Consider the following 25768-nt stretch of genomic DNA (forward strand, 5'->3'; position numbering starts at 1 on the left):
GCCTGATAGGAACTCCGCACCATCCCCACTGCCACGAGGCGACGCGTGCCCGGATACCTGCCCTTTGCCGGCGCCCTCGATCTGCCGGCCTACGTTTGCGACAATTGCGGCTTCTGGCAGCGCCACTTCGAGACCCCGCCGGCCTGCCCGATGTGCCTCGACGCCCGCCACGTCGTGCCGCAGGACGGCTGGCGCTTCTGGACGAAGCGCGAGGCGCAGGCGCGCTTTCCCTGCCATTGGCAGGAGCTTGAGCCGGGCGTCTGGCGGTTCTGGAACGAGCCGGTCTCGGGCATCGGCCCGTCGAGCTACCTGATCTGCACGGAGGCCGGCAACATGGGCTTCGAGGGCTGCCCGGTCTTCAGCGAGGCGGCGCTCGACCACATCGCGAGCTTGGGCGGCATGCAGGTGCTCTCGGCCTCGCACCCGCACGCCTACGGGGCGCTGGTGCAGCTGCAGGACCGGTTCGACCCGGAGCTGTGCCTGCCGGCCGCCGACTTCGCCTGGAGCGCCGCGCTGCAGGTCTCGTGGCCCTACGACGACTTCCTCGAGCCGCTGCCGGGACTCGAGCTCCACCGCACCGCCGGCCACTTCGACGGCCACGCCGTGCTGTTCGATCGCCAGCGGAAGATCTGCTTCTGCGGCGACGCTTTGAAGTTCGAGCTGGACCCGGAGGATTTCCGCCGCGCCGTGACGATCTCGGCGCACAAGGCCTTCGTGCGCGGCGTGCCGCTGACGACGAACGAGCTTCGCCATTACCGCGACGTGTTCGCCCGCCTTGACTTCACCCAGACCTGGACCCCGTTCGAGCCCGCCGCCAATTGCGGGCGTGCCGAGGTCCTGGCGCTGATCGACGAGATGCTGGCGACGCGGCCGCACGCGGCGCCGGTGCGGTTGGACGGCCTGCGGCGGTAACGCCGCTTTCCTCCCCCCGCAAAGAGGGGAGGGAGGTGCGCGTCAGCGCTTGGTGTTCCCCGCCGTCTGCCCGAACATCACCTTCTTGGCGTCCTCGCTCATGGTCTTGCCGTGGTCGGGGTTGACCTCCGGGGCGCGGGCGTAGGCGGCCTTTGTGGCGGGGCGCTCGGCGATGGCGTGGAACCAGCGCTTCAGGTTCGGGTGATCGTCGAGGGTCTGGCCCTGCTTCTCCCACGGGACGATCCAGGGATAGGCCGCCATGTCGGCGATGCCGTAATCGCCGGCGACGAAGTCGCGGTCGGCGAGCCGTCGGTCGAGGACGCCGTAGAGCCGGTTGGTCTCGTTGACGTAGCGGTTGATCGCGTAGGGGATATTCTCGGGGGCGTATTGCGAGAAGTGGTGGTTCTGGCCGAGCATCGGGCCGAGGCCCCCCATCTGCCAGAACAGCCATTGCAGCGCCTCCTGCCGGCCGCGGAGGTCCGTGGCCAGGAACCGGCCGGTCTTCTCGGCGAGGTACAGCAGGATCGCGCCCGACTCGAACAGCGTGATCGGCGCGCCGCCGTCGGCCGGCGCGTGGTCGACGATCGCCGGCATGCGGTTGTTCGGCGCGATCTTCAGGAAGCCGGGATCGAACTGCTCGCCCTTGCCGATGTTGACCGGCTTGATCGTGTAGGGGAGGCCGACCTCCTCGAGGAACATCGTCACCTTGTGACCGTTCGGGGTCGGCCAGTAGTAGAGATCGATCATCGAAACATCCTCAGGTGACGTGGACCGTCGCGCCCTCGATGCCGCAGGTGGGTCGGATGCGCCGCGGATCAAGCGGCGTTCGGCACGGGGCGCCTCTGGGACCGCCCGCGCATCGGTCATACCGCAAGGACCACGTTGGCCGTCGGCCTTTCGCAATCGTATCTTCGTCTTCACGCCGCCATCGATCAAATGCGCGGCAATCCTCGGCCGTTTCCTTCAGGCCCGCCATGGTTTGAGTCGCGTCATCGGGGAGGCGGGTCATGATCAGCGCGACGTCGATCAGCAGTGCCGGCCTTGCTGCCGCGTCGCAGAGGTTCGAGTCGACCGCCACGCGCGTGGCCGAGATCGGGACGAGCCTTCCGAGCGCGGCCCAGGTCGACCTGTCGAGCACGGCCGTCCGGCTGATCGAGGACAAGGCCGCCTTCGCGGCCAACGCGGCGGTCCTGCGCGCGTCCGACGCGATGGAGCGGACAGTCCTCGACATCCGCGTCTAGGGCCGCGACACCGATCGAACCTTGCCCGCGCCCCGGCGACCCCGTAAGACCGATGGCATGTCGGGGTGTAGCGCAGTCTGGTAGCGCACCTGGTTTGGGACCAGGGGGTCGTAGGTTCGAATCCTATCGCCCCGACCATCGATTTCCGGAGCGGTGTCTGAAGGCCATGTCGAGCGCCCGCATCTTCCAGCCGTCGAAGGACGCGTCCCAGTCGGGGACGGCCCGGACCAAGGTCTGGCACCTCGAGTTCGACCAGACCGCGCCGCGCGAGACCGACCCGCTGATGGGGTGGACCGGCTCGGGCGACATGCTGCAGCAGGTCCACCTCAAGTTCGAGACCCTCGAGGATGCGGTCGCCTACGCCAAGAAGGCCGGCATCGCCTACCGCGTCGAGGAGCCGAAGACGGCCCCCCCGCGCAAGGGGCTGTCCTACTCCGACAATTTCAAGTTCAACCGCACGGCGCCCTGGACGCACTGACCGGGACGCGCCGAGCCGATCGGCTCAGGCCTCGTCCTTGCGCGCCTTCCAGGCCGCGTAGGGCGCGGTCGCGTCCGGCACGTCGAGGTGCTTCAGCCGCATCGGCTGCGCGTCGAGCGGGCGGCACAGCTCGGCGTAGATCTCGGCGCCGAGCAGCCCGAACTCGCCGGCCGTGGCGGCGGCGTTGGCGAAGTAGCCCTCGCGGATGCCCGACAGCCGCATCGCGGCGTGGCACATCGGGCAGGGCTGGCCGCTGGCGTACATCACGCTGCCGGACAGGTCGCGGCTGTTGAGGCGCCGGCTCGCCTCGCGCAGCGCCACCATCTCGGCATGGCCGGTCGGGTCGTTGGTGGTGTGGACGTTGTTGGCGACCCGGGCCAGGACCTCGTCGCCGCGCACCAGGACGGCGCCGTAGGGCGTGCCGCCGTCGCAGACGTTGTCGGCGGCCAACTGCACCGCCTCGCTCAGGTACCGTGCGTGATCGCTCATGATGGTCGGTCCTCCCGGATGCGGTCGGGAACGCCCAGGGGCGGAGAACGGTTCGATCCCGCCGCTCAGAACGCGTAGCGCACGGTGCAGTACGGCATCGTCTCCGCGAGCACCGCCTTGAAGCGCGTGAGCCAGCGGCCCTTCCAGCCGGCGCGGTAGCGGACGTTGGCGCCGCCGCCTTCGGAGACCTTGGCCTCCTGGATGTCGGGCCGCCACAGCAGCTCTTCGGCGCGCGGATGCCAGCCGAGATTGACCGCGTGCAGGCCGGCATTGTGGGTCAGCAGGATGATCTCGCACTTGAGCTGGGCCTTGGCGGCGTCCGACAGCGTGCCGTCGATCTCGGCGAACAAGGCCCGCCAATCCGCCTCCCAGCCCTCGTAGAGGATGACCGGCGAGAAGTTGACGTGGACCTCGTAGCCCGCGGCCACGAAGTCGTCGATCGCCGCGATCCGCTCCGCGATCGGCGTCGTGCGCACGTCGACCACCTTAGCGATCCGTGCCGGCATCAGCGAGAATCGGATGCGGGTGCGCCCCTGCGGGTCGTAGGCGAGCAGGTCGCGGTTCACCGCCTTGGTCGCGAACGAGCCCTTGGCGTTGGGCAGGGTGCGGAACAGCGCGACGAGGTCGCGGACGTTGTCGCAGATCGCCGCGTCGACCGAGAGGTCGCCGTTCTCGCCGATGTCGTAGACCCAGGCGGCGGGATCGATGGTGTCGGGCTCCGGCAGCGCGCCCTGCTTCCGGGCATGCCGCGCGATCGCCGCGCAGGCGGCCTCGACGTTCACGAACAGCGAGATCGGGTTGGAAAACCCCTTGCGCCGCGGCACGTAGCAGTAGGCGCAGGCCATGGCGCAGCCGTTCGAGGTCGAGGGCGCGATGAAGTGGGCGCTGCGGCCGTTGGGCCGCATCGTCAGCCCCTTCTTCACTCCGAGCACCAGAGTCGAGCGCTTGATCCGGACCCAGTCCTCGACCGAGCCCTCGTTGCCGTGGAGCGCCGGGATGTTCCAGTGCGAGGGTACCGGGATGCGCGTCGCGTCCGGGTAGCGCGCCAGGATCTCGCGCCCGCGCGGAAACGTCTCCACCGCGGGCTCGTGATAGATCGTGGAGATGTCGAGGAGGTCGCCGATCGAGGCCATGCGGGGTCCGGCGGCCCGGAACGCGGCCGCCCCTGCGATATGGGGCGCCGGCTCAGAGCCGCGAGAGCAGGTCGGCCTTCTTCTCGGCGAACTCGGCCTCGGTCAGCACCCCGCGGCCGTGAAGCTCGGCGAGCCGCTCGATCTTCGTGAACACGTCCCCGTCGCCCGACGAGTCCGGCGGCGCGGCAGGGATGGAAGCGCGGGCGGGGGCCGAAGCGGGAGAAGCGTCGCGCGCGGGCGTCGGCGCGTCCGGCGCGAGGCGGCGCAGCGTATCGAGGGCGATGCTGCCCTGCGGCCCGGTGAAGCGCAGGGCGCCGTCGGACTGGGAGACCCCCGAGATCTGGTGCTCGCCGGTGTCGTAGAGCGCGACCCCGGCGTCGGACTCGATCGCCAGGCGCCGCGTCTCCGGGAAGTAGGCATAGCGCAGGCCGTCCTGGGCGCCCGCGCTCGACGGCCGGCCGAGGCCCGCCGGCCACCACTCGCCGCCGCCGCGGCCGCCCGCGGCCCGGCCGCTCCCGCTCCAGCCGCCCGGGGGCAGGGCGTCGGCCAGCTCGGCGCAGAGGCCGGCGACGCGGGCCTTCAGCTCCGCGTCGAACATCCGCCCGACCATGACCATGCCGCCGGAGAACCACTGGCCCATGCCGCCGAGCTCCGGGTGGTCGAACTGCGCCATCGTGCCGTTGCCGGCCTCCAGCGCCCGCATTAGATGGCGCACCGCTTCGAGGCTGACGCCGTGGCGATCCGCCACGATCTGCAGCCCGGAGGCGTGGTCGGGGCCCTCGTCGTTGTGTGCCTCAAGGGTCATGCGGGCTGCTCCGGGGGACGCGATGCGCCGAGGCGCTGCTGGGGGCCGCGTGTGCCGGGCCTCGCGCCCGGGGCGAGCCCGCACTATGCCGCGGTCGGCGGAGCGGTGGAAGAACCCGGGCTGCGCAAAAATGCCAGGCCCGCGAACGGTTTCCGCCCGAACCTTCGGCACCCCTCGCTGCGCTGCAAAAATTTCGCGCACGGCGGAGCTTCGCCCACGGACGCACGTTCACAAAATGGCCCGGGGGCCCCGCTGCCGAGCGTCAGGCAGCGGTCGTCGTGATGCGGCCCCGGCCGCCGGAGTGAACATGGCCGACCATAACCGCTACGCAGCCTCGACCCGTCCCGTTCGTTCGCGCATCCAGGAAGGCAAGCCTTATCCCCGCGGCGCGACCTGGGACGGCCTCGGCGTGAACTTCGCCGTCTTCTCCGCCCATGCGACCAAGGTCGAGCTCTGCCTGTTCGACGAGTCCGGCGAGAAGGAGATCGAGCGGATCGCGCTGCCCGAATACACCGACGAGGTCTGGCACGGGTACCTGCCCGACGCGCGCCCCGGCACGATCTACGGCTACCGCGTCCACGGCCCCTACGAGCCCAAGGCCGGGCACCGCTTCAACCACAACAAGCTGCTGATCGACCCCTACGCCAAGGGGCTCGTCGGCTCGATCACCTGGAACCCGGCCCTGTTCGGCTACCAGATGGAGACCGGCGACGACCTGACCTTCGACGAGCGCGACAGCGCGCCGTTCACCCGTCGCAGCCAGGTCATCGACCCGGCCTTCACCTGGGGCGCCTACCGCAAGCCGAACATCCCCTGGGAGAAGACCATCATCTACGAGGCCCACGTGAAGGGCCTGACCAAGAACCATCCGCGGGTGTCCGAGCGCCTGCGCGGCACCTATGCGGGCCTCGGCAACCCCGACGTGCTCGACTACATCAAGAGCCTCGGCGTCACCGCGGTGGAGCTGCTGCCGGTCCACGCCTTCGTGCAGGACGACTACCTGCAGGAAAAGAACCTGGTCAATTACTGGGGCTACAACACGATCTCGTTCTTCACCCCCGCGCGGCGCTACGCGGCGGTGCCGGACTTCGCCTTCTCCGAGTTCAAGGAGATGGTCGCGCGCCTGCACGGCGCCGGCCTCGAGGTGATCCTCGACGTGGTCTACAACCACACCGCCGAGGGCAACGAGAAGGGCCCGACCCTGTCGTTCAAGGGGATCGACAACGCCTCCTACTACCGGCTGCTGCCGGGGCAGGAGCGCTACTACATCAACGACACCGGCACCGGGAACACCTTCAACCTCTCGCATCCGCGCGTGCTGCAACTCGTCATGGACAGCCTGCGCTACTGGGCGACCGAGATGCGCGTCGACGGCTTCCGCTTCGACCTCGCCACCATCCTGGGCCGCGAGCCGCACGGCTTCGACGAGGGCGGCGGCTTCCTCGACGCCTGCCGCCAGGACCCGGTGCTGAACGACGTGAAGCTCATCGCCGAGCCGTGGGATTGCGGCCCGGGCGGCTACCAGGTCGGCGGCTTCCCGCCGGGCTGGGCCGAGTGGAACGACCGCTTCCGCGACGACGTCCGCGGCTACTGGAAGGGCGACGAGGGTCTGCTGCCCGATCTCGCCAACCGCATCACCGGCTCGGCCGACAAGTTCAACAAGCGCGGGCGCAAGCCCTGGGCCTCGGTGAACTTCCTCACCGCGCATGACGGCTTCACCCTGCACGACACGGTCGCCTACAACGACAAGCACAACGAGGCCAACGGCGAGAACAACCGCGACGGCCATTCGCACAACCTCTCGTACAATTACGGCGTCGAGGGACCGACCGACGACCCGGCGATCCGCGCCGTGCGCCTACGCCAGATGCGCAACATGCTGGCGACCCTGTTCCTGTCCCACGGGACGCCGATGCTGCTGGCCGGCGACGAGTTCGCGCGGACGCAGAAGGGCAACAACAACGCCTACTGCCAGGACAACGAGGTGTCGTGGATCGACTGGGGGGCGATCGGCGCCGAGGAGCGCGATCTCGCCGAGTTTACCCAACGCCTGATCCTGCTGCGCAACGCGCTGCCGATCCTGAGCCGCGGCCGCTTCCTCACGGGCCGGTACGACGAGGAGTTCGGCGTCAAGGACGTGACTTGGCTGCGCCCGGACGGGGCCGAGATGGGGTCCGAGAACTGGACCGACGGTGGCGCGCGTTCGCTCGCGGTGCTGCTCGACGGGCGGGCCCAGGCGACCGGCGTTCACCGCCGCGGTGGCGATGCCACCCTGCTCATCATGTACAACGCCTACCATGACCTCGTGCAGTTCACCCTGCCGGAGTCGGTCGGCGGATCGGCCTGGACGCGCCTGCTCGACACCAACCTGCCCGACAGCCAGGAGATCGCGAGCTTCGCCTCGGGCGAGCGCTACGACGTCACCGGCCGCTCGATGCTGATGTTCGTGCTGAAGCCGGACGACACGCCCGGCGACGCGGTGACGGAGATGGAGCGGTCCTACCAGCACGTGATGCAGGCCTTCGAGCGGGCCAACATCCACGAGGTCCACTTCCACCTCGACGAATCCGATCGCTGATTTCGGCGTCTTCCCCTCGGGCGGACGATCTGCCACGAGGGGCTGAATACAAAAATCGGACGATCGCGGGCCGCCGTGCGTTGGGTATCGACGCGCGGCGGCGACGAGTCTGACGGTCATGCGTCGAGGGATCCATCATCCATGCCCAAGATACTGCTGGTCGAAGATCACGAGGAGATCTGGGATTTCCTGTCCCGCCGGCTCAAGCGTCGCGGGTACGAGGTGATCCTGGCCCATGACGGCGAGGCCGGGGTGCAGCAGGCGCGCTCGGGGCGCCCCGACGTGATCCTGCTCGACATGAACCTGCCGATCCTCGACGGCTGGTCGGCGGCGCGCGCGCTGAAGTCCGGCAGCGACACCCGCGGCATCCCGATCATCGCGCTCACCGCCCACGCCATGTCGGGCGACCGCGACAAGGCGATCCAGGCCGGCTGCGACGACTACCACCCGAAGCCCGTCGATTTCTCGAAGCTGCTCAGCCAGATCAGCGCGGCGTTGGGCGAGACGGCGTCGGCCTGAGGCGGGATAGGGCGGTTCCCTCCCATCCATCCCCCTCATCCTGAGGTGCCGCAGCGCAGCGGAGGCCTCGAAGGAGCTCTCCAGCGGTCTCGGTGGGGCCTGGAGGGCTCCTTCGAGGGCCGCTGACGCGGCCACCTCAGGATGAGGAGCGCGGATGGGAGAACACTCGAGCGGTCGAACTCAAGCGTAACCGGAGCGTAATCCCATGAGCGACGATCCCGTCACCGCGCAGCGCCTCAAGAACGGCCTGCCGGTCTTCGTCGCGCTGGCCTCGTTCCTCCTCGTCGTCGCGGTGATGGCGGCGCTGTATTTCGGGCGCGACATCCTCGTTCCGGTGACGCTCGCGATCCTGCTGAGCTTCGTCCTGGTGCCGGCGGTGCGCCTGCTCGGGCATATCCGCGTGCCGCGGGTGCCGGCGGTGCTGCTCGTCGTCGTGGTGGTGTTCGGCGCGCTGTTCGGGATCGGAACCCTGATCGCGCGCGAGGGCGGCCAGCTCGTGTCCGACCTGCCGCGCTATTCCCTGGTGATGCAGGACAAGATCAAGTCTCTGCGCGGGGCGACCGCCGACACCGGCACGCTGTCGCGAATCGTCGACGTGTTCCAAGACCTGAGCGCGACCCTGTCGCCGCCGCCGCCGCCCGAGCTGAAGGGCGATCCGGGCAGCGCCGGGCATCCGCTCACCGTCGAGATCCGCGCGGCGCGGGCCGGCTTCGTCGAGAACCTCCAGACCTTCGCCGGGCCGATCCTGCACCCGCTGGCCACCACCGGCCTGATCCTGATCTTCACGATCTTCATCCTGCTCCAGCGCGAGGATCTGCGGAACCGGATGATCCGGCTGGCCGGCGGCTCGGGCGACCTGCGCCGCACCACCGCGGCGATCGACGACGCGGCGCGCCGCCTCAGCCGGTTCTTCCTGGCGCAGCTCGCCCTCAACGTCGCCTTCGGCGTGGTGATCGGCGTCGGGCTGTGGCTGATCGGCGTGCCGAGCCCGACCTTGTTCGGGGTGCTCGCGGCGATCCTGCGCTTCGTGCCCTATATCGGCGCCGCGATCAGCGCCCTGCTGCCGCTGGTGCTGGCGGCCTCGGTCGATCCGGGCTGGACCATGGTGATCGCCACCGCGGCCCTGTTCCTGGTGGTCGAGCCGATCGCCGGCCACGTGATCGAGCCGCTGCTCTACGGGCACTCCACCGGGCTCTCGCCGATCGCGGTCATCCTCTCGGCGACGATCTGGACCTTCCTGTGGGGGCCGATCGGCCTCGTGCTCGCCACCCCGCTCACCGTCTGCCTCGTTGTGCTCGGCCGCCACGTCGACCGGCTCTGGTATCTCGACGTGCTGCTCGGCGACCAGCCGGCCCTCGATCCGCCGGAGATCTTCTACCAGCGCATGCTCGCCAACGATCCGGCCGAGGCGATCGATCAGGGCCGGCAGTTCCTCAAGGAGCGGGCGCTCGTCACCTACTACGACGAGGTCGTGCTCGCCGGCCTCAGGCTGGCGCAGGAGGACCTGTCGCGCGGGACGCTCGACCGGGAGCGCCAGGGCGAGGTCGGCGCCGCGATCCGCACCGTGGTCGCGCGGCTCGGCACCACGCCGGTGGCCCGGCGCCCCGGCAGGGGCAAGGCCCGCACCGGGAGCTCCGAGGCCGCCGCCGCCGTCGCCGCGGCGGGGCCGGACCGCGAGGTCGCCGCCGTCGTGCTCAAGCCGTCGGACCTTGCGCCGGCCTGGCGCGGCGCCGTGCCGGTGCTCTGCGTCTCGAGCCGCGGCCCGTTTGACGAGGCGGCGACGCTGATGCTGAGCCAGACCCTCGACCGCCACGGCCTGCGCTCCGAGGTGATCGCGATGTCCGCGATCCGCGCCGGCGCGCGGCCGAAGGATGTCGGCAGCCTGGCGATGATCTGCTTCTCCTATCTCGAGCCGGTGAGCCTGTCGCAGATCCGCTTCACCGTGCGGCAGGCGCGCGCCGCGGTGCCGGGCGTCAGCGTCCTCGTCGGGTTCTGGGGCGAGCGCGATCCCGCCACCCTCGATCACCTGCGCCGGGCGACCTCGGCCGACTTCCTGGTCACGACGCTCAACGACGCGATCGAGAACGCCATCGCGGTCTCGCGCATGCCGGCGGCGGCGCAACCGGCCGCGCGATCCGAGCCCCGCCTGCCGCAGGCCGCCGAGTAGCGGCGGCGATCGACGATGTGGGCGACGTCGTGCACCGGCCGGCGCGACGGCTGGGCGGCGAAGCGGGTTTTCACGCCTTCGCCGATGCGCGAGACCGGCTCGCCGGGCGGCATCCGCGCTTTCGGCTTCGGCGCGGGCCTGACCTTCGCCAGAATGCCGGGATCGCCCGGGCGCCCCCTGGCGTTATCGCGGTGGTGTCGATCCGGATCGTAAGCCAGAACGCGTTTGCGCAGGCGCAGCGGCTCGCCGGCGTCGAACGAAGCGATGGAGCGGCCGACCGATGCCGAAGGATGAGACCCCGTCGACATGACCCAGACGCCCGAGACACCGCCGACCGGCCGCACCACCCGTGTCGGCACCGGGTCCGTCTCCGCCATGTCGGACCCGCGCAACGAGATCTTCTTCGCGGCCGTTGAGACGACCCGCATGCCGATGACGGTGACGGACCCGCGCCAGTCCGACAACCCGATCATCTTCGCCAACAACGCCTTCATCGCGATGTCCGGCTACAGCCGCGAGGAGATCGTCGGCCGCAACTGCCGCTTCCTGCAGGGACCGGAGACCGACCGCGAGGCGGTCGCGCAGGTGCGCGCGGCGATCGACGAGCGGCGCGAGTACAGCACCGAGATCCTGAACTACCGCAAGGACGGCTCGACCTTCTGGAACGCGCTGTTCGTCTCGCCGCTCTACGACACCGCGGGGGAGCTGCTGTACTTCTTCGCCTCGCAGCTCGACGTGTCGCGTCGCCGCGACGCCGAGGAGGCGCTGGGCCAGGCCCAGAAGATGGAGGCGCTCGGCCAGCTCACCGGCGGCATCGCGCACGATTTCAACAACCTGCTCCAGGTCATCGTCGGCTACGTCGACATCCTCAGCGCCGGGCTCGAGAAGCCGGATGCCGACAAGGGCCGCCTCGGGCGTGCCGCCGACAACATCCGCCAGGCCGCGCAGCGCGCCACGACGCTGACGCAGCAGCTCCTCGCCTTCTCGCGCAAGCAGCGGCTGGAAGGCCGCGCGGTCAACCTCAACGCCCTGATCGAGGGCATGCGCGACATGGTCGCCCGCTCCGTCGGCGAGGCGATCACCGTCGACTACGACCCGGCGCCGGACCTGTGGAACTGCCGGGTCGACCCGACCCAGGCCGAGGTCGCGCTGCTCAACGTGATGATCAACGCCCGCGACGCGATGCCGGAGGGCGGCCGCATCCGCATCATCACCGAGAACCTCGACGTGTCCGAGCGCGACATCACCGGGACCGGCCCCTTGCGCGCCGGCCGCTACGTCCGGGTCTCGATCACCGACACCGGCACCGGCATGCCGCCCTCGGTGCTGGCGCGGGTGATGGACCCGTTCTTCACCACCAAGGAGGAGGGCAAGGGTACCGGGCTCGGCCTCTCGATGGTCTACGGCTTCGCCAAGCAGTCGGGCGGCGCGGCCCAGATCGAATCGGTCCAGGGGGAGGGCACCACCGTGCGCCTGTCGTTCCCGGTGACCGAGACCGGGGTGAAGGAGGCGCCGAAGCCGGCGGCCCGCGCCATCGAGCGCCAGGGCACCGAGACCATCCTGATCGTCGACGACCGCGAGGACGTGGCCGAGCTCGCCCGGACGATCCTGCGCGACTTCGGCTACGTCACGCTGATGGCCGGGAACGGGCGCGAAGCCCTGGAGATCCTCGACGGCAACGACCGCATCGACATGATCTTCACCGACCTGATCATGCCCGGCGGCATGAACGGGGTGATGCTCGCCCGCGAGGCGCGGCGCCGGCAGCCGCGGCTCAAGGTGCTGCTCACCACCGGCTACGCCGAGGCGAGCCTGGAGCGAACCGACGCGGGGGGATCCGAGTTCGACGTGTTGAACAAGCCCTACCGCCGCACGGACCTGATCCGTCGCGTGCGCGCCGTCCTCGACGGGCCGACCGGGACCGGCTGAGGACGTCGCGTCGGCGGACGGGTGAATCGGGCGGAGACGCGAGGTCGATCATGCCGCAGGGCGACAAGGGCAAGTACACCGACAAGCAGGTGCGGAAGGCCGAGCACATCGCCGACTCGTACGAGAAGCGCGGCGTGCCCGAGGAGGCGGCCGAGGCCCGCGCCTGGGCGACGGTCAACAAGGACGACGGCGGCGGCAAGAAGCCCGGCGGCTCCGGCCGGGGCAAGGCCACCGGCCACCCGGCGGCGCATGCGGGCGGGGAGAAGGGCGGCAAGGCGGGCGGCAAGGCCTCGGCCGCGCGCACGCCGGAAGAGCGCTCCGCCTCCGCCAGGAAGGCGGCCGCCACCCGCAAGGCGAATCGCGGCGGCTGACCCCTGCTGCCGGCGGCGGTCGCCAAACGGCGGCGATCCGGCTACCCTCCGACGAGCACTCGCGGACCTGGTTGGCCAAAAGTCCAACTTGCCAAGGCCTCCCAACTGGCTTTGGCTGCGATCGGCCAGCGAGAAGCCGAAAAAGGCCGGCACGCCATGCCGGAACCGCACGGAGGAACAGCACCATGAACAAGCCGGAATTCCTGGCCGACGCCAAGACCAAGTCGCCGTTCTCGGCCCGCTACGACAACTTCATCGGCGGGCAGTGGGTCGCGCCGGCGAACGGCCGCTACTTCGAGAACACCTCGCCGATCACCGGCCGGGTCATCTGCGAGGTCGCCCGCTCGGACGCGCAGGACGTGGAGAAGGCGCTCGACGCCGCCCACGCCGCCAAGGAGGCCTGGGGCCGCACCTCGGCCGGCGAGCGCGCCCGCATCCTCAACAAGATCGCCGACCGGATGGAGGAGAACCTCGACCTGATCGCGCTGGCCGAGACCTGGGACAACGGCAAGCCGATCCGCGAGACGGTGAACGCCGACATCCCGCTCGCCATCGACCACTTCCGCTACTTCGCCGGCTGCATCCGCGCCCAGGAAGGCGGCATCTCCGAGATCGACCACGACACGGTCGCCTACCACTTCCACGAGCCGCTGGGCGTCGTCGGGCAGATCATCCCGTGGAACTTCCCGATCCTGATGGCGGTGTGGAAGGTCGCCCCGGCGCTCGCCGCCGGCAACTGCATCGTGCTGAAGCCGGCCGAGCAGACCCCGGCCTCGATCCTCGTGGTGCTGGAGCTGATCGCCGACCTGCTGCCGCCGGGCACGCTCAACGTCATCAACGGCTTCGGCCTGGAATGCGGCAAGCCGCTCGCCTCCTCGCCCCGCATCGCCAAGATCGCCTTCACCGGCGAGACGACGACGGGCCGGCTGATCATGCAGTACGCCTCGCAGAACCTGATCCCGGTGACTCTGGAGCTCGGCGGCAAGTCGCCGAACATCTTCTTCGCGGACGTGGCCAACGAGGACGACGACTTCTTCGACAAGGCGCTCGAAGGCTTCACCATGTTCGCCCTCAACCAGGGCGAGGTCTGCACCTGCCCGAGCCGCGCGCTCGTGCACGAGTCGATCTACGACCGGTTCATGGAGCGCGCGGTCAAGCGCGTCGAGGCGATCACCCAGGGCTCGCCCCTCGATCCCACGACGATGATCGGCGCGCAGGCCTCGTCCGAGCAGATGGAGAAGATCCTCTCCTACATCGACATCGGCCGGCAGGAGGGCGCGCAGGTGCTTACCGGCGGCGCGCGCAACGTGAAGGACGGCGACCTGGCCGACGGCTTCTACGTGCAGCCGACGGTGCTCCAGGGCCACAACAAGATGCGGATCTTCCAGGAGGAGATCTTCGGGCCGGTGCTCTCGGTGACGACCTTCAAGGACGACGCCGACGCGCTCGCCATCGCCAACGACACGCTCTACGGCCTCGGCGCCGGCGTGTGGACCCGCGACGGCACCCGCGCCTACCGCTTCGGCCGCTCGATCCAGGCCGGCCGCGTCTGGACCAACTGCTACCACGCCTACCCGGCCCACGCGGCCTTCGGCGGCTACAAGCAGTCCGGCATCGGCCGCGAGAACCATCGCATGATGCTCGACCACTACCAGCAGACCAAGAACATGCTGGTGAGCTACTCGGCCAAGAAGCTCGGCTTCTTCTAGGCCAGCGAGAAACCGCCCCGGCCGCCAAGGCCGGGGCTTCGGTCTCGACCGCAAGACGACGTCGCCCGAGACGACCTTGCCCCGGCCCGCAACGGCCGGGGCTTTTTGCCGGTGCCGATCGCCGCCCGGCGCGGGCCCCCTGCATTTCGGCGCGGCGCGATCCACATAGGATCGAGCCGGGCGATCACGGCGAACGGGAGCGACGCATGACGGAGACCGCGACGACCGAGACCACCGCCGAGCAGGCCGGCGTCGACGGCACCCCGTTGCGGGTCACCGCGACGCCCGCCGCCCTCGAGCTGATCGCGGAGCTGCGGGCCGAGCACGGCCCGGTGATGTTCCACCAGTCGGGCGGGTGCTGCGACGGCTCCTCGCCGATGTGCTACGGCGTCGGCGACTTCATCACCGGCGACGGCGACGTCCATCTCGGCCAGGTCGGCGGCGCGGACTTCTACATCAGCCGCCCGCAATTTGCGGTCTGGAAGCACACCCACATCATGCTCGACGTGGTGCCCGGGCGCGGCGGCATGTTCTCCCTCGAGAATGGCCGCGAGAAGCGCTTCCACATCCGCTCGCGCCTGTTCACCGCAGCCGAGAACGCAGCTCTCGACGGCGCCTGCAAGCTCTGAGCGCCGCCGCCGGCCCGCGCGGGCTCAGCGCGCCTCGGACCGGTCGCCGGCCAGCCTTTCGGCGCGGGTGCGCTCGTCGGCGGTGAGCCCGGCGAGCGCCTGGTCGAGCCAGGCATCCGACAGCCCCTGGCCGGCCGCCGTGAGGTTCCAGGCCGCGGCCTCGACCGGGTTCTTCGGCACGCCGCGCCCCGTGGCGTAGAGCCGTGCGACGCGGTTCTGGGCGATGGCGTTGCCGCGGGCGGCCGCGTGCAGGAAGTAGCGGGCGGCACGTCCCTCGTCCTTCGGAAGGCCCTTGCCGTTGAACAGCAGGATCGCGAACTCGACCTCCCCGGCGAGGTCGCCGTTGTCGGCCGCCCGCCGGAACAGCTCGGCCGCCTTGGTCGCGTCCTGCGGCACGCCGCGGCCCTGCAGGTAGAGCACCCCGAGATCGTGCTGGGCCGGGCCGATCTCGCCGTCGGCGGCCTTGCGGAACATCGTCGCCGCGCGTGCCAAGTCGGCCTCGGTGCCGCTGCCGAGCAGCAGCAGCGCGAAGTTGTAGGCCGCCGTCGGCGAGCCGTGCTCGGCCGCCTGCTCCAGCCAGCGCCGGCCGGCCTTCGGGTCCTTGGGCACGCCGCGCCCGTCGAGGGACATCAGCCCGAGCGAGGACATCGCCCCGGGCTCGCCCTGCGCCGCGGCGAGGCGGTACCAGTCGGCGGCCTTTACCGGATCCGGCTTGATGCCGAGGCCCTGGTTGTACAACTCGCCGAGCAGCGTCATCGCCGCCGCGTCCTTGCGGTCGGCCTCGATCCGCTTCGTCGCCTCCCGGAACGCGGTCACGTACTGCCCGCGCTGATAGGCGCCGTAGGCGAAGTCCGGCGTGCGGTCGGTCGGCGGCGGGCGGGCGCCGCCGGAATAGCCGATGGTGTAGGGGGTCGGCAGCTCGCGCATCGGCGGCTTCACCGGATCGGTGCCCGGCGTCTTGGCCGGCTCGACCGTGCCGGGGGACGCGACGACGGGGCCGCCGGTGGAGACGGCCCCCCCGGCCATGAGCAACGCGAGGCCGAGGGCGCGGAGCCGCCTCACGAGGCGACCTCCGACAGCGACGTCTGCAGCGTCGCGATGCGTGCGGGATCGTCCATCCACAGGCCGCTCTCCAGCCCGACGAACTCGGCGCCGGTGGCCGCGAGCCCGGCGATCTCGGTCTCGGCGCAGGCGACGCCGATGCATGGGGTCTCGAAGATCTCGGCCCACCACGCGGTGCGCTCACGCACCGCCTCGGGTTCGGCGGCGACGCCGTCCGGGTAGAGGCCGCCGAACATCAGGTAGTCGATGCCCGCCTCGCCCGCATCCATCGCCGCGTGCCGGGTCTCGATCCCGCCAACGCCGAGGATCCGGCCGTCGCGCAGGCGCCCGCGCAGCTCCTGCAGCGTGCCGTCCTCGGGCTTGTCGACGTGGATGCCGTCGGCGCCGCCGCGGGCCGAGACGCTGACGAGGTCGCCCGGGAAGCCCGCCGCGGCGACGACCAAGGCCGCCCCAGCCGCCTGCACGGCGGGGGCGACGCGCTTGACCAGGGCGATCAGGCTGCGCTCATCGGACGGCGCCAGCCGCAGGATCACCGCGGCCACGTCGCCGGCGCCGCAGGCGCGCTCGAGCGCGGGCAGCAGCGCGTCGACATGCTCGGGCCCGACGCGATGCGGCGTCAGCAGGGTGAGGCGGGGTGCGTCGGTCATGCGCCCTGATACCGCCGCGCAGCGCGTCGGGGAAGCGGAGAGGGACGTTTCAGGGGCTGCGAAGGCGATCGATCCCGACGTCCTGCGCAGACCTTGTCAGGCCCGCTCGTCATTCCGGGGCTGCGCGGCAAAGCTTGGAATCCGGAACCAAAGGACGCGATCGGTTCGGCTCCGTCGGCGGATCCGGATTCCGGGTTCGCCCTTCGGCGCCCCGGAATGACGGGTATGGGGCGATCGGGTGGAGCTCGTCTCTCCGATCGCCTGGAACGAAGACGGGTCGCCTCAGTTCGCGGTGATCTTCGGGTCGAGCGAGCCGTTGGCGTAGCGCTTGGCCATGGCCGAGACCGAGATCGGGCGGATCTTCGAGCCCTGGCCGGCGGTGCCGAACTCCTCGAAGCGCTGCTTGCACAGCTTGGTCATCGCCTCCATGGCGGGCTTGAGGTACTTGCGCGGATCGAACTCGGACGGATTCTCGGCCAGCACCTTCCGGATCTGGCCGGTCAGCGCCATGCGGTTGTCGGTGTCGATGTTGATCTTGCGCACGCCGTGCTTGATCCCGCGCTGGATCTCGGCGACCGGCACGCCCCAGGTCGGCTTCATCTGGCCGCCGTACCGGTTGATGATGTCCTGCAGCTCCTGCGGCACCGAGGACGAGCCGTGCATCACGAGGTGGGTCGTCGGCAGGCGGCGGTGGATCTCCTCGATGACGTTCATCGCGAGCACGTCGCCGTCGGGCTGGCGGGTGAACTTGTAGGCGCCGTGGCTGGTGCCCATCGCGACCGCGAGCGCGTCGACCTTCGTGGCGGCGACGAACTTCACCGCCTCGTCCGGGTCGGTGAGGAGCTGGTCGTGGCTGAGCACCCCTTCCGCGCCGTGGCCGTCCTCGGCCTCGCCCTCGCCGCTCTCGAGGGAGCCGAGCACGCCGAGCTCGCCCTCCACCGAGACGCCGGCCCAGTGCGCCATCTCCGACACCTTGTGGGTGATGCCGACGTTGTAGGCGTAGTCGGCCGGGGTCTTGCCGTCGGCCTTGAGCGACCCGTCCATCATCACCGAGGTGAAGCCGTACTGGATCGCGGTGGCGCAGGTGGCCTCGTCGCTGCCGTGGTCGAGATGCATGCAGACGGGAATGTGCGGGTAGATCTCGACGAGCCCGTCGATGAGCTTGGCCAGGACGATGTCGTTGGCGTAGGCGCGGGCGCCCTTGCTCGCCTGCAGGATCACCGGGGAATCGGTGGCGTCGGCGGCCGCCATGATGGCGAGCCCCTGCTCCATGTTGTTCATGTTGAAGGCCGGCACGCCGTAGCCGTACTCGGCGGCGTGATCGAGAAGCTGCCTCAACGTGATCCGCGCCATCGTCCGTGCTCCGTCTAAGCTCTGTTCGGGTCTGTGGGGGAAGAACGCCGCCACGGCACGCCTGGATCGCGTGGGGCGGCGCGAAATCGTTTCGCGGCTCAGTCCTTGGCGCGCAGCGCCTCGACGCCGGGCAGGGTCTTGCCCTCCAGCCATTCGAGGAAGGCGCCGCCGGCGGTCGAGATGTAGGAGAACCGCTCCGACACGCCGGCATGGTTCAGGGCGGCCACGGTATCGCCGCCGCCGGCGACCGAGACCAGCTTGCCGGCCGTGGTGCGCTCGGCCGCGTGCCGCGCCGCGGCGACCGTGGCGGCATCGAACGGCGTCATCTCGAAGGCGCCGAGCGGGCCGTTCCAGACCAGGGTCGCGGCTTCGTCGATCGCCGCGTCGATCTCGGCGACCGATCTCGGGCCGGCGTCGAGGATCATGCCGCCCTCGGGCACCGCGTCGACGGGCACCGTCTCGTTGGCGGCATTCGCCTTGAACTCGGAGGCGACGACCGCGTCGACCGGCAGGATGATCCGGCATTTCGCGGCCTCGGCCGCGGCCAGAATGCGCAGGGCGGTCTCGGCGAGGTCCTTCTCGCACAGCGACTTGCCGACCGCCTTGCCCTGCGCGTGCAGGAAGGTGTTGGCCATGCCGCCGCCGATCACCAGCATGTCGACCTTGGTGACGAGGTTCTCCAACAGGTCGATCTTCGACGAGACCTTGGCACCCCCGACGAGCGCGATCACCGGGCGCTTGGGCGCCTCGAGACCCTTGGTCAGGGCATCGAGCTCGGCCTGCATCAGGCGTCCGGCATAGGCCGGCAGGCGGTGGGCGAGGCCTTCCGTCGAGGCGTGCGCCCGGTGGGCGGCCGAGAACGCCTCGTTGACGTAGACGTCGCCGTTCGTCGCGAGGGCGTCGGCGAAGGCCGGGTCGTTCTTCTCCTCGCCGGCGTGGTAGCGGGTGTTCTCCAGCAGCAGCACGTCGCCGTCCCGCATCGCGGCGACGGCGGTCGCGGCGGCCTCGCCGACGCAATCCTCGGCGAAGGCCACCGGGCTTCCGAGCTTGTCCGACAGGGTGGCGACGACGGGCCGAAGCGAGTCCTTGGCCTCGCGCTTGCCCTTCGGCCGGCCGAAATGGGCGAGCAGCACGACCTTGCCGCCCTGGCCCGCGATCTCGCGAATCGTCGGCACCACGCGCTCGATCCGGGTCGCGTCGGTGACGCGGCCGGCCTCCATCGGGACGTTGAGGTCGACGCGGAGCAGGACGCGCTTGCCGGCGAGCGGGCCGGCATCGTCGAGGGTGCGGAAGGCGGTCATGCGGTCGGGCTCCGGTCGGCTTTCGGTCAGCGCGCGGGCGAAGGGGCGGGGGCGGGGGCCGGCGCCGCGGCGGTCGCGTTCGCGCGCGGCGGCAGCAGGCTGTCGAGGTTGAGCCGCTGCACGGCGATCATCAGCACGACGGTCAGCACGGCGGTGATGATCGCGGTGAGCACGAGGGCGCCGGTGCCGGGCAGGCGCCGCAGGCGCTCGGTCAGGCCGCGCATCTCCGAGCGGAGCGCCGCGAGGTCGGACTGACGGGCCGCCTCGTTCATGCGGTTCGAGGCGCCCTCGACCTTGTCCTCGACCCGGGTCAGCAGCGACTCCGAGCGGGCGTACTTGTCCTCGATCCGCGAGGTCTTGTCCTCGATCCGCGCGAGCTGGTCGAACAGCTGGTTGGCGGCGATCGGCGTCGCGCCGGCCGGACCGGCGGCCGCGGGCTTGGCCTCGACGGGCTTGGCCTCAACAGGCCGGGTGTCGACGGGCCGGGTGTCGACGGGCGAAGTCGTCGTCGGGATGAAGTCCTGCCCGGTCGCGGTCTTGGGGGCGTCGGTCATTCGTCACGGACCCTTTCTCGTCTGCGGTTCGGAGGGCGGCCCGGCGGGGCGCGGCTTTTCGCGGATGGTCGGGCCGGGTCGCGAAACCGCCGGCCCGCGGGGTGTCCGCGAGCCGGCCGGGGGAGACGGATCAGATCGGCTCGTCAGATCAGCTTGGCCATCGCCACGGCCGTGTCGGCCATGCGGTTCGAGAAGCCCCATTCGTTGTCGTACCAGGCGAGGATGCGCACGAAGGTGCCGTCCATGACCTTGGTCTGGTCGAGGTGGAAGGTCGACGAGTGCGGGTCGTGGTTGAAGTCGATCGAGACGTTGGGCTGGTCGGTGTAGGCCAGCACGCCCTTGAGCGGGCCGTCGGCCGCCGCCACGATCGCCGCGTTGATCTCCTCGACGGAGGTGGCGCGCTTGGCGGTGAACACGAGGTCGACCGCCGAGACGTTCGGGGTCGGCACGCGGATCGAGGTGCCGTCGAGCTTGCCCTTGAGCTCCGGCAGCACGAGGCCGACGGCCTTGGCGGCGCCGGTCGAGGTCGGGATCATCGAGAGCGCGGCGGCGCGGGCCCGGTACAGATCCTTGTGCATTTGGTCGAGCGAGGGCTGGTCGTTGGTGTAGGAGTGGATCGTGGTCATGAAGCCGCGCTCGATCCCGACGAGGTCGTTGAGGACCTTCGCCACCGGCACGAGGCAGTTGGTGGTGCACGAGGCGTTCGAGATCACGTGGTGATCGGCCGTCAGCTTGTCGTGGTTGACGCCGTAGACCACCGTCAGGTCGGCGCCGTCGGCGGGCGCCGAGACGATGACGCGCTTGGCGCCGGCATCCAGGTGGGCCTTGGCCTTGTCCTTCGAGGTGAAGATGCCGGTGCACTCGAGCGCGATGTCGACGCCGAGCTCGCGGTGCGGCAGCTCGGCCGGGTTGCGCACGGCGGTGACGCGGATGCGATTGCCGTCGACGATGATGGACTCGCCGTCGACCACCACCTTGGCGTTGAACCGGCCGTGGATCGAGTCGAAGCGCAGCAGGTGCGCGTTGGTCTCGACCGGCCCGAGGTCGTTGATCGCCACGACCTCGATGTCCTTGCGGCCGGCCTCGTGGATCGCGCGCAGAACGTTGCGGCCGATGCGCCCGAACCCGTTGATGGCAACCTTCACCGTCACGGCGTGACTCCTTCGCGAGATGAGGCGCCGACCTGCGGGCGCCGTTCGATGGTACCGGAACGGCGCGTCGGCCGTCCGGTGCTGCGGCCGGCTCTATGAACCGCCGAATTGAACCAGGGATGAACCGACGCGAGGCCCGGGCACAGGTCGCCGGGGACCATCCGTGAGACGGACGATGCGGGCGAGGGCCTCTTGACTGGCACGGGTCGGGTATCCGGACAAAGCGCGCGCGAGAACCGGCCAGGCGCGTGCGGCGGGTCTCTAACATGGTGCCCCGGGCTGTCAAAGCGAAGGACGGGGACCGCCTGTGCGAAGTCCTGACAATCCGGGCGGCCTGACCGGACTGGATTTGGCTGGGCGTCGGCGGCGGATTCGGCTGGAAATCCTTCGCGGCATGGGGGAAACCTGCCGGCAGACATGAGCGATGCCGCAAGCCCCCCGACCGACCCGACCGGCGACCCGACCGGCGACGCCCTGCGCAGGCTCGACGCGGCGCTGCTGCAACTCGAAGCTGCGGTCGCCCGCCGGCTCGAGGCCGAGGCCAACCCCGACGACGTCGCGGCGGAGCGCGCGATCATGGCCGAGGACCGGGCCCGCCTCGCCGCGGCGCTCGACGCCGCGAGCGCGCGCCTCGCCGAGGTCGAGGCCGCCGCCGACACGGTCGGCCGCCGGCTGGATCGGGCGATCGGCACCGTCGAGACCGTGCTCGCCCGCCCGGACCCTTGACCGGGCGGCGCGCACGCGCCCAATCCGCCGACGCCCCGATTTCCTCGTCCTCGGCCGACCTGCAGCACGCATGCCCCAGATCAGCGTCACCATCGACGGCAAGAGCTACCGCATGGCCTGCGGCGAGGGCGAGGAGGCGCATCTGGCGGCGCTCGCCGCCGACCTCGGCGCGCGGGTCGCGGACATGCGCAAGGCCTTCGGCGAGATCGGCGACATGCGCCTTCAGGTGATGGCGGCGCTGACCATCTCCGACGAGGTGTCGGAGCTGAAGCGCCGGCTCGCGGTGGCGGAGGCCGAGGCCGAGCGGCTGCGCGCCGAGGTGGCCGCGTCGCAGGCGGTCGAGGCGGATCGGTCGGCCCGCGTCTCCGACGGCGTGTCGCGGGCCGCCGAGCGGATCGAGCGGATGGCCCGCACCCTCGCCGCCACCGCCGGGCCGGCGGGCGCCGACCATCGCTGATCGTCCCGGAACGATGCCGGTCCGATGAAGCTTGGCCGGCTCCGGCTGCGTTGTTCGGGCTGATGCGGCGCGTCCGCCGCCCCGAAAAAAGGTTCTCCATGACCATGACGATCACCGGCATCCGCGCGCGCCTCGTGCTCGGCAGCGCCCTCCTTGCCGGAACCGCGCTCTCCGGCGCCGCCGTGGCGCAGGAAACGGTCGCGTCCCAGCCCGGCACCGTGCCGGCGCTGACCAAGGTGGCGAGCTTCGAGCATCAGGTCACCGGCGTCACCGTCGGAAAGGACGGGCGCATCTTCGTCAACTTCCCGCGCTGGACCGAGGATACCGCGATCTCGGTCGCCGAGCTGAAGGACGGCAAGCTGACGCCGTTCCCCGATGCCGAGTGGAATGCGTGGCGCAACGCGAAGAAGGACGAGGTCGACGCGCGCAACCACTGGATCTGCGTGCAGAGCGTGGTCGCCGACCCGAAGGGAAACGTTTGGGTGCTCGATCCGGCCGCCCCCGCGATGGCGGCGGTGGTCAAGGACGGGCCGAAGCTCGTCGAGATCGACCTGAGCACCAACAAGCCCGCTCGCACCATCGCCTTCGACGAGACGGTGGCGCCCCAGGGCTCGTACCTGAACGACGTGCGCTTCTCGCCCGACGGCAAGACCGCCTACCTCACCGATTCCGGCGCGAGCGGCGCTCTGGTCGTGGTCGACCTCGACAGCGGCAAGGCCCGTCGCCTGCTCGACGGCGACCCGACCACCATGCCCGACAAGAGCGTGACCGTGACCTACGACGGCAAGCCCCTGCGCCGGTCCGACGGGCGCGGCGTCGAGTTCGCGGCCGACGGCATCGCGCTCTCGCCCGACGGCAAGACGCTCTACTGGCAGGCGATCAAGGGCAAGACGCTCTACAGCCTCCCGACCGACGCGCTGACCGGGTGGTTGACGTCCTCGGTGGTGCCGAGCGCGCTCACCGACAAGAGCCTGTCGGGCAAGGTCGAGACGGTGGGCGAGAACGGCCCCGCCGACGGCCTGATCATCAGCCGGCACGACGGCCGGATGTACGTCAGCGCGCCGGAGGAGAACGCGGTGAAGGTCCGCGACCTGTCCGCCAAGGGCGGGAAGCCGACGGTGCTGATCCAGGATCCGCGCCTGCGCTGGCCCGACACCTTCGCCGAGGCGCCGGACGGCACCATCCTGTTCACGACCTCGCACATTCAGGACTCGGCCTTCTACAAGCCCGACGCCCCGGCGGCCCTGCCGACCGAGCTGTGGAGCATCAAGCCGGGCCCGGTGGACGCCACCGGCTCGACGGGCACGTCGACGAAGTAGGGGGCGACGCTCTCCCTCCCCCGCAGAGGGGGAGGGAAGACGGGACGTCGCGAAAACGAGAAAGGCCCGACCATCCGGGCGGGCCTTTCTCGTCACCGATGCGGAGAGGCGTCCTACCCGGCGTAGGCGGCACCGATCGTCTGCGGGAAGCGGTCGGCCAGGGCCCGGCGGAGCTTCTCCAGGGCGCGGTTCTCGATCTGGCGGACGCGCTCCTTGGAGATGCCGAGGCGATGCCCGAGGGCTTCCAGCGTGGCCTGGTCCTCGGCGAGACGGCGCTCGCGCAGGATGCGCAGCTCGCGCTCGGACAGGACGGTCAGCGCCTGCTGCAGCCAGAGATGGCGGCGCTCGCCGTCGACCGTGGCGGTCACGGTCTCGTCGGGCAGCGCCGCGCCGTCGACGAGGAAGTCCATGCGCTCGGACGAGGCCTCGCTCTCCTCGCCGACCGAGGCGTTGAGCGACATGTCCGGGCCGGACAGGCGGGCATCCATCAGCGCCACGTCCTCGCGGGAGACGCCGATGGCGGTGGCGATGCGGCGGTGGATCTCGTCGCCGACGCGCTCCTCGGTGGATTGCATCAGGCGTGCGCGCAGCCGCCGCAGGTTGAAGAACAGCGCCTTCTGCGCCGAGCTGGTGCCGCCGCGGACGATCGACCAGTTGCGCAGGATGTAGTCCTGGATCGAGGCCCTGATCCACCATGTCGCGTAGGTCGAGAACCGCACCTCGCGCTCCGGCTCGAACCGGGCGGCGGCCTCCATCAGGCCGACATGGCCTTCCTGGACGAGGTCGGCCATCGGCAGGCCGTAATGCCGGAAGCGACCGGCCAGCGCGATCACGAGGCGCATGTGCGCCGAGATCAGCTTGTGGAGGGCGCGCTCGTCGCGCTCGTCCTTCCAGCTCACCGCCAGCCCGCGTTCCTCGTCCCGCTGGAGGAACGGCGCTTCCATCGCGGTGCGAATGAACTGCCGACGAATTCCCGCGATTTCCGCCATGCCGCCTGCCTCTTCCTTCCGAGCGCTGCTGCGGCCTCGGCCGCGTCCTGCGGAGGCACCGGTCCGACCGGGCGTCCACGCAAGGCACCGAACAACGGGAGGGCGAAGGCGAAGGTTCCGCCGGCGATCCAACAGGGCCGAGGATGTCCGGTTCCGTCGGACGCACGATTGCGCGATCGAAGGTTACCCGACCACCGCTCCATCGAGCGGGCGACGGCACGGACGAAAAAGCCCGGCGCTCGCGCGCCGGGCCTGATCGGGATGGGACGGGGCCGGAACGATCCCGGCCGGTGGGCGCGCCCTCAGGCGGCCTCTTCCTGGATGGCCTCGTCGCCGTCGGCCTCGGCTTCCGCCTCCGCTTCGGCCTTGCCGCGACGGGGCGACTTCTGCAGGCTCTGGTCGATCAGCTTGAGCGCCTCGGTCTCGGTGATCCGGTTGACGGTCGAGATCTCGCGCACGATCCGGTCGAGGGCGGCCTCGTAGAGCTGGCGCTCGCTGTAGGACTGCTCGGGCTGGGCCTCCGAGCGGTACAGGTCGCGCACCACCTCGGTGACCGAGAGCAGGTCGCCGGAATTGATCTTGGCCTCGTATTCCTGGGCGCGGCGCGACCACATCGTCCGCTTGACGCGGGCTCGGCCGGTCAGCACATCGAGGGCCTTCTTCACCAGTTCCGGCTCGGCGAGCTTGCGCATGCCGACGCTGTTGGCCTTCGCGGTCGGCACGCGCAGGACCATCTTGTCCTTCTCGAAGGAGACGACGAACAGCTCGAGCTTGTAGCCGGCGATCTCCTGCTCCTCGATCGCGGTGATGCGGCCGACGCCGTGGGCGGGATAGACCACCGCCTCGCCGGTCTTGAATCCCTGGCGGCCCGTCGTCGGCTTCTTGGCTGTTGTCATGCGAGAAGGGCCTCCAGAACAAAGCGCGGGGGGTTGCAAGCACCCGCGTGACCATGTCTTTCCGGGGTGGGACACCCGGCTTCAACCGCCCGACCGACGCCGCCGACCGGATCGGTCGGGCAGGCGAAAGCTCCCAGGCGCAGCCGTGCGCAGCCCATGATAGAACGGCCGCCGAAGGCGAAGCCTCCAGCAGTCGAGCGCGTGCCACCTGTTATCCTGGACGATCCGGAATTCGCGTTTTTGGACGCGACAGGCAGCACGTCAGGCGCGAGCGACGGCAGGCGGATTGTGTATCACAAATCAACCGTCGAATCAAAGCAGCGCGACGCGCTCCCGACGGTTCGACACCGTCC

At 70.3% G+C, this 25768-nt stretch carries 25 protein-coding genes and 1 tRNA gene; 14 read left to right on the forward strand and 12 right to left on the reverse strand.

The features are described 5' to 3' along the window. The first annotated feature begins 45 nt into the window (after positions 1 to 45). Positions 46 to 912, forward strand: coding sequence for an MBL fold metallo-hydrolase (locus MKK68_RS25715; RefSeq protein WP_244033350.1), 867 nt, complete (start codon positions 46 to 48; stop codon positions 910 to 912). Between the two features lie 42 nt (positions 913 to 954). Here MKK68_RS25715 and MKK68_RS25720 read toward each other — a convergent pair whose 3' ends face one another. Further along, positions 955 to 1659: a glutathione S-transferase N-terminal domain-containing protein gene (locus tag MKK68_RS25720; protein ID WP_244033351.1), complete on the reverse strand. Its 705-nt coding sequence runs from the start codon at positions 1657 to 1659 to the stop codon at positions 955 to 957. A 260-nt stretch (positions 1660 to 1919) separates the two neighbouring features. On the opposite strand from MKK68_RS25720, the gene MKK68_RS25725 reads away from it, so the two are divergent. The 3 genes from MKK68_RS25725 (at position 1920) to MKK68_RS25735 (ending at position 2631) form a co-directional block, all read left to right on the forward strand. Next, positions 1920 to 2153 (forward strand): hypothetical protein, encoded by a 234-nt coding sequence (locus MKK68_RS25725; protein WP_147726073.1) that lies wholly within the window; start codon positions 1920 to 1922, stop codon positions 2151 to 2153. 61 nt (positions 2154 to 2214) lie between these two features. Next, positions 2215 to 2291 (forward strand) — tRNA-Pro (locus MKK68_RS25730). A 28-nt stretch (positions 2292 to 2319) separates the two neighbouring features. Next, the gene (locus tag MKK68_RS25735) at positions 2320 to 2631 is read left to right on the forward strand and encodes an ETC complex I subunit (protein WP_243988837.1); all 312 of its coding nucleotides are present in this window, start codon (positions 2320 to 2322) and stop codon (positions 2629 to 2631) included. 24 nt (positions 2632 to 2655) lie between these two features. Here MKK68_RS25735 and MKK68_RS25740 read toward each other — a convergent pair whose 3' ends face one another. The 3 genes from MKK68_RS25740 to MKK68_RS25750 all read right to left on the reverse strand — a co-directional run bounded on the left by MKK68_RS25740 (position 2656) and on the right by MKK68_RS25750 (position 5058). Further along, complete coding sequence (locus MKK68_RS25740; RefSeq protein WP_147726082.1) at positions 2656 to 3120, reverse strand: nucleoside deaminase; 465 nt, start codon at positions 3118 to 3120, stop codon at positions 2656 to 2658. 65 nt (positions 3121 to 3185) lie between these two features. Further along, a complete protein-coding gene (locus tag MKK68_RS25745; RefSeq protein ID WP_147726083.1) occupies positions 3186 to 4253 on the reverse strand; it encodes a spore photoproduct lyase family protein in 1068 nt (355 codons plus the stop codon). Between the two features lie 52 nt (positions 4254 to 4305). Further along, positions 4306 to 5058 (reverse strand): SHOCT domain-containing protein, encoded by a 753-nt coding sequence (locus MKK68_RS25750; protein ID WP_244033352.1) that lies wholly within the window; start codon positions 5056 to 5058, stop codon positions 4306 to 4308. 307 nt (positions 5059 to 5365) lie between these two features. Between MKK68_RS25750 and glgX the strand changes: the two genes are divergently transcribed. The 7 genes from glgX (at position 5366) to MKK68_RS25785 (ending at position 14960) form a co-directional block, all read left to right on the forward strand. Further along, positions 5366 to 7636, forward strand: a complete 2271-nt coding sequence (gene glgX / locus MKK68_RS25755; RefSeq protein ID WP_147844239.1) for a glycogen debranching protein GlgX — start codon at positions 5366 to 5368, stop codon at positions 7634 to 7636. Between the two features lie 141 nt (positions 7637 to 7777). Further along, complete coding sequence (locus MKK68_RS25760; protein WP_147728597.1) at positions 7778 to 8155, forward strand: response regulator; 378 nt, start codon at positions 7778 to 7780, stop codon at positions 8153 to 8155. A 205-nt stretch (positions 8156 to 8360) separates the two neighbouring features. Then, on the forward strand, positions 8361 to 10322 hold the full coding sequence (locus tag MKK68_RS25765) for an AI-2E family transporter (RefSeq protein ID WP_244033353.1): 1962 nt from the start codon (positions 8361 to 8363) through the stop codon (positions 10320 to 10322). A gap of 306 nt (positions 10323 to 10628) precedes the next feature. Beyond that, the gene (locus MKK68_RS25770; RefSeq protein WP_244033354.1) at positions 10629 to 12251 is read left to right on the forward strand and encodes a hybrid sensor histidine kinase/response regulator; all 1623 of its coding nucleotides are present in this window, start codon (positions 10629 to 10631) and stop codon (positions 12249 to 12251) included. A 50-nt stretch (positions 12252 to 12301) separates the two neighbouring features. Then, positions 12302 to 12622, forward strand: a complete 321-nt coding sequence (locus MKK68_RS25775) for a plasmid stabilization protein (RefSeq protein ID WP_147860111.1) — start codon at positions 12302 to 12304, stop codon at positions 12620 to 12622. Positions 12623 to 12807: 185 nt separating this feature from the next. Beyond that, positions 12808 to 14331 carry an aldehyde dehydrogenase gene (gene adh / locus MKK68_RS25780; RefSeq protein WP_243951464.1) on the forward strand — a complete coding sequence of 508 codons (1524 nt, stop codon included), beginning with the start codon at positions 12808 to 12810 and terminating at the stop codon, positions 14329 to 14331. A 206-nt stretch (positions 14332 to 14537) separates the two neighbouring features. Next, positions 14538 to 14960, forward strand: coding sequence for a DUF779 domain-containing protein (locus tag MKK68_RS25785; RefSeq protein WP_243933366.1), 423 nt, complete (start codon positions 14538 to 14540; stop codon positions 14958 to 14960). 24 nt (positions 14961 to 14984) lie between these two features. Here MKK68_RS25785 and MKK68_RS25790 read toward each other — a convergent pair whose 3' ends face one another. The 6 genes from MKK68_RS25790 to gap form a co-directional block, all read right to left on the reverse strand. Next, positions 14985 to 15986: a tetratricopeptide repeat protein gene (locus tag MKK68_RS25790; RefSeq protein ID WP_244033364.1), complete on the reverse strand. Its 1002-nt coding sequence runs from the start codon at positions 15984 to 15986 to the stop codon at positions 14985 to 14987. Positions 15987 to 16018: 32 nt separating this feature from the next. After that, positions 16019 to 16669 (reverse strand): thiamine phosphate synthase, encoded by a 651-nt coding sequence (locus MKK68_RS25795; protein WP_147728079.1) that lies wholly within the window; start codon positions 16667 to 16669, stop codon positions 16019 to 16021. Positions 16670 to 16951: 282 nt separating this feature from the next. Beyond that, positions 16952 to 18022 (reverse strand): class II fructose-bisphosphate aldolase, encoded by a 1071-nt coding sequence (fba, locus tag MKK68_RS25800; RefSeq protein WP_147860113.1) that lies wholly within the window; start codon positions 18020 to 18022, stop codon positions 16952 to 16954. A 98-nt stretch (positions 18023 to 18120) separates the two neighbouring features. After that, positions 18121 to 19323, reverse strand: a complete 1203-nt coding sequence (locus tag MKK68_RS25805; RefSeq protein WP_244033355.1) for a phosphoglycerate kinase — start codon at positions 19321 to 19323, stop codon at positions 18121 to 18123. Positions 19324 to 19349: 26 nt separating this feature from the next. Beyond that, a complete protein-coding gene (locus MKK68_RS25810) occupies positions 19350 to 19877 on the reverse strand; it encodes a hypothetical protein (RefSeq protein ID WP_243951470.1) in 528 nt (175 codons plus the stop codon). A 143-nt stretch (positions 19878 to 20020) separates the two neighbouring features. Beyond that, positions 20021 to 21028: a type I glyceraldehyde-3-phosphate dehydrogenase gene (gene gap / locus MKK68_RS25815; protein ID WP_147729605.1), complete on the reverse strand. Its 1008-nt coding sequence runs from the start codon at positions 21026 to 21028 to the stop codon at positions 20021 to 20023. 417 nt (positions 21029 to 21445) lie between these two features. Here gap and MKK68_RS25820 point away from each other — a divergent pair, with 417 nt between their 5' ends. From MKK68_RS25820 to MKK68_RS25830, 3 genes are all read left to right on the forward strand, one after another. Beyond that, the gene (locus MKK68_RS25820) at positions 21446 to 21754 is read left to right on the forward strand and encodes a DUF4164 family protein (protein WP_147860338.1); all 309 of its coding nucleotides are present in this window, start codon (positions 21446 to 21448) and stop codon (positions 21752 to 21754) included. A 70-nt stretch (positions 21755 to 21824) separates the two neighbouring features. After that, entirely contained in the window at positions 21825 to 22211 is a 387-nt protein-coding gene (locus tag MKK68_RS25825) for a cell division protein ZapA (protein WP_243951472.1), read from the forward strand. Between the two features lie 98 nt (positions 22212 to 22309). Then, entirely contained in the window at positions 22310 to 23530 is a 1221-nt protein-coding gene (locus MKK68_RS25830) for an SMP-30/gluconolactonase/LRE family protein (RefSeq protein WP_409567326.1), read from the forward strand. 113 nt (positions 23531 to 23643) lie between these two features. Here MKK68_RS25830 and MKK68_RS25835 read toward each other — a convergent pair whose 3' ends face one another. Together MKK68_RS25835 and MKK68_RS25840 are read right to left on the reverse strand one after the other, a co-directional pair. After that, positions 23644 to 24519, reverse strand: coding sequence for an RNA polymerase factor sigma-32 (locus tag MKK68_RS25835; RefSeq protein ID WP_244033356.1), 876 nt, complete (start codon positions 24517 to 24519; stop codon positions 23644 to 23646). A 302-nt stretch (positions 24520 to 24821) separates the two neighbouring features. Continuing rightward, positions 24822 to 25415, reverse strand: coding sequence for a CarD family transcriptional regulator (locus MKK68_RS25840; RefSeq protein WP_147728545.1), 594 nt, complete (start codon positions 25413 to 25415; stop codon positions 24822 to 24824). Positions 25416 to 25768: the final 353 nt, after the last annotated feature.

The organism is Methylobacterium sp. E-016 (assembly GCF_022829745.1).
Lineage (GTDB): Bacteria > Pseudomonadota > Alphaproteobacteria > Rhizobiales > Beijerinckiaceae > Methylobacterium.

Excerpts from the sequence above, each read along its gene's own strand:
- MKK68_RS25795 (WP_147728079.1), bottom strand. The coding sequence starts at position 16,669 with ATGACCGACGCACCCCGCCTCACCCTGCTGACGCCGCATCGCGTCGGG.
- MKK68_RS25745 (WP_147726083.1), bottom strand. The coding sequence starts at position 4,253 with ATGGCCTCGATCGGCGACCTCCTCGACATCTCCACGATCTATCACGAG.
- MKK68_RS25770 (WP_244033354.1), top strand. The coding sequence starts at position 10,629 with ATGACCCAGACGCCCGAGACACCGCCGACCGGCCGCACCACCCGTGTC.
- MKK68_RS25750 (WP_244033352.1), bottom strand. The coding sequence starts at position 5,058 with ATGACCCTTGAGGCACACAACGACGAGGGCCCCGACCACGCCTCCGGG.
- MKK68_RS25790 (WP_244033364.1), bottom strand. The coding sequence starts at position 15,986 with ATGGCCGGGGGGGCCGTCTCCACCGGCGGCCCCGTCGTCGCGTCCCCC.
- MKK68_RS25835 (WP_244033356.1), bottom strand. The coding sequence starts at position 24,519 with ATGGCGGAAATCGCGGGAATTCGTCGGCAGTTCATTCGCACCGCGATG.
- MKK68_RS25765 (WP_244033353.1), top strand. The coding sequence starts at position 8,361 with ATGAGCGACGATCCCGTCACCGCGCAGCGCCTCAAGAACGGCCTGCCG.
- MKK68_RS25725 (WP_147726073.1), top strand. The coding sequence starts at position 1,920 with ATGATCAGCGCGACGTCGATCAGCAGTGCCGGCCTTGCTGCCGCGTCG.
- MKK68_RS25740 (WP_147726082.1), bottom strand. The coding sequence starts at position 3,120 with ATGAGCGATCACGCACGGTACCTGAGCGAGGCGGTGCAGTTGGCCGCC.
- MKK68_RS25720 (WP_244033351.1), bottom strand. The coding sequence starts at position 1,659 with ATGATCGATCTCTACTACTGGCCGACCCCGAACGGTCACAAGGTGACG.
- MKK68_RS25805 (WP_244033355.1), bottom strand. The coding sequence starts at position 19,323 with ATGACCGCCTTCCGCACCCTCGACGATGCCGGCCCGCTCGCCGGCAAG.
- MKK68_RS25775 (WP_147860111.1), top strand. The coding sequence starts at position 12,302 with ATGCCGCAGGGCGACAAGGGCAAGTACACCGACAAGCAGGTGCGGAAG.
- MKK68_RS25825 (WP_243951472.1), top strand. The coding sequence starts at position 21,825 with ATGCCCCAGATCAGCGTCACCATCGACGGCAAGAGCTACCGCATGGCC.
- MKK68_RS25820 (WP_147860338.1), top strand. The coding sequence starts at position 21,446 with ATGAGCGATGCCGCAAGCCCCCCGACCGACCCGACCGGCGACCCGACC.
- fba (WP_147860113.1), bottom strand. The coding sequence starts at position 18,022 with ATGGCGCGGATCACGTTGAGGCAGCTTCTCGATCACGCCGCCGAGTAC.
- MKK68_RS25840 (WP_147728545.1), bottom strand. The coding sequence starts at position 25,415 with ATGACAACAGCCAAGAAGCCGACGACGGGCCGCCAGGGATTCAAGACC.
- MKK68_RS25830 (WP_409567326.1), top strand. The coding sequence starts at position 22,310 with ATGACCATGACGATCACCGGCATCCGCGCGCGCCTCGTGCTCGGCAGC.
- MKK68_RS25810 (WP_243951470.1), bottom strand. The coding sequence starts at position 19,877 with ATGACCGACGCCCCCAAGACCGCGACCGGGCAGGACTTCATCCCGACG.
- MKK68_RS25735 (WP_243988837.1), top strand. The coding sequence starts at position 2,320 with ATGTCGAGCGCCCGCATCTTCCAGCCGTCGAAGGACGCGTCCCAGTCG.
- adh (WP_243951464.1), top strand. The coding sequence starts at position 12,808 with ATGAACAAGCCGGAATTCCTGGCCGACGCCAAGACCAAGTCGCCGTTC.
- MKK68_RS25785 (WP_243933366.1), top strand. The coding sequence starts at position 14,538 with ATGACGGAGACCGCGACGACCGAGACCACCGCCGAGCAGGCCGGCGTC.
- MKK68_RS25760 (WP_147728597.1), top strand. The coding sequence starts at position 7,778 with ATGCCCAAGATACTGCTGGTCGAAGATCACGAGGAGATCTGGGATTTC.
- glgX (WP_147844239.1), top strand. The coding sequence starts at position 5,366 with ATGGCCGACCATAACCGCTACGCAGCCTCGACCCGTCCCGTTCGTTCG.